Origin of the sequence: Bradyrhizobium sp. BRP19, from assembly GCF_020194195.1 — a bacterium.
In the GTDB taxonomy this organism is placed as follows: Bacteria; Pseudomonadota; Alphaproteobacteria; order Rhizobiales; family Xanthobacteraceae; genus Bradyrhizobium; species Bradyrhizobium yuanmingense.
The window spans coordinates 1-1,155 of sequence record NZ_JADYVZ010000079.1 but is presented as its reverse complement, the minus strand read 5'-3'; the positions used below and the strand labels follow the sequence as shown (position 1 = coordinate 1,155).

Sequence of the window (1,155 nt, the reverse complement as noted above, 5' to 3'; positions counted from 1 at the left end):
GGCGCGGACTAAAGCCGGTCTGCTCTAGGAGCGATATAATGCGCTCTCCAAGCGCGGAATCCCGCAACTGAACAGGCGAAATGTTGAAGGCAAGCGAAAACGTCTTTGGCCACGCAGTGGCATCAAGACACGCGCGGCGAAACAGCTGATCTCCAAGAGCGTTGATGAGGCCTGTTTCTTCTGCAATCGGAATAAACACGTCAGGCGGGATATGGCCCGATGTCTTGCTCTCCCAACGCGCCAACGCCTCGAACCCGACGATGCGATTACTTACAAGTGAAACCACCGGCTGGTAATGGGGCTCGATAATATCCGTTGCGATAGCGCTCCGAAGCTCACGCTCAATATTGATGCGCCGCTCGACATGCACGTCCATGTCAGGTTCAAAAAAGCGAACACGCGACCTGCCGTCGCCTTGCGCGCGATAAAGTGCGCGTTCTGCGCGCCTAACCAATTCGTGGGGAGTGACGCCATCAAGCGGAGCGATGGCGATGCCAATTCCAAGACTAAGCTCGGCTGCGCCAGCCTCAATCGCGAAACTGTCGGCGGCAGACGCCACGATACGGCGCGCCAGATTGGCGGGATCCTCGAGGGAGCTAATGTTGGGCAGGACGATCCCGAATTCGTCGCCTCCGATCCTCGCCAGGAAGCCGTCCTTGCACAAGATGTCGGCAAGCCTAGTGGCAAGTTCGCAGAGTGCCTTGTCCACCGCTGCATGGCCGTGCGTATCCTTGATTCGCTTTAAGCCGTCGAGGCCGAGCATCAGAACAGCGACTTTGATGCGTGTCGGTGGCGAGGCCAACGCACAGATCAAGTTTGTCATCAAACAGGCGGCGGTTTGGCAAGCCAGTCAATGGATCGTGTCGCGCCAAATCGCGGACTTCTCCTTCTGTGATGGTTCGTGCTTCAGTTCCGCGGGCGAGTTCTCGGTAGCGCCGAACACTAAAGATCGTGAGCCCAATGCTCAGCAAGAATGCAACGAACACGATGAAGATAATGTCGTCGAGTACCGACTCCACATAGCGCTGTCCCAGCTGCGCTAAACGAGGGCCAAGCCCATAGAGATGCGCTAAAAGTGAAGTGAGAACGACGCCACCGAAGAGAGCAATGAGGTCCCTCGTGGCAGAACTGCGCCAATCGAAGTGCAATACGCGC

Annotated in this window: 2 protein-coding genes; one reads left to right on the top strand and one right to left on the bottom strand. The window is 57.0% G+C overall.

Annotation, left to right across the window (positions count from 1 at the left end):
- A partial coding sequence (locus tag I6F36_RS38570; RefSeq protein ID WP_249789157.1) for a diguanylate cyclase occupies positions 1-763 on the bottom strand: 763 nt, incomplete at its 3' end.
- A 16-nt stretch (positions 764-779) separates the two neighbouring features.
- On the opposite strand from I6F36_RS38570, the gene I6F36_RS38565 reads away from it, so the two are divergent.
- On the top strand, positions 780-1,043 hold the full coding sequence (locus I6F36_RS38565; protein WP_225173252.1) for a hypothetical protein: 264 nt from the start codon (positions 780-782) through the stop codon (positions 1,041-1,043).
- The last annotated feature ends 112 nt before the right edge of the window (positions 1,044-1,155 follow it).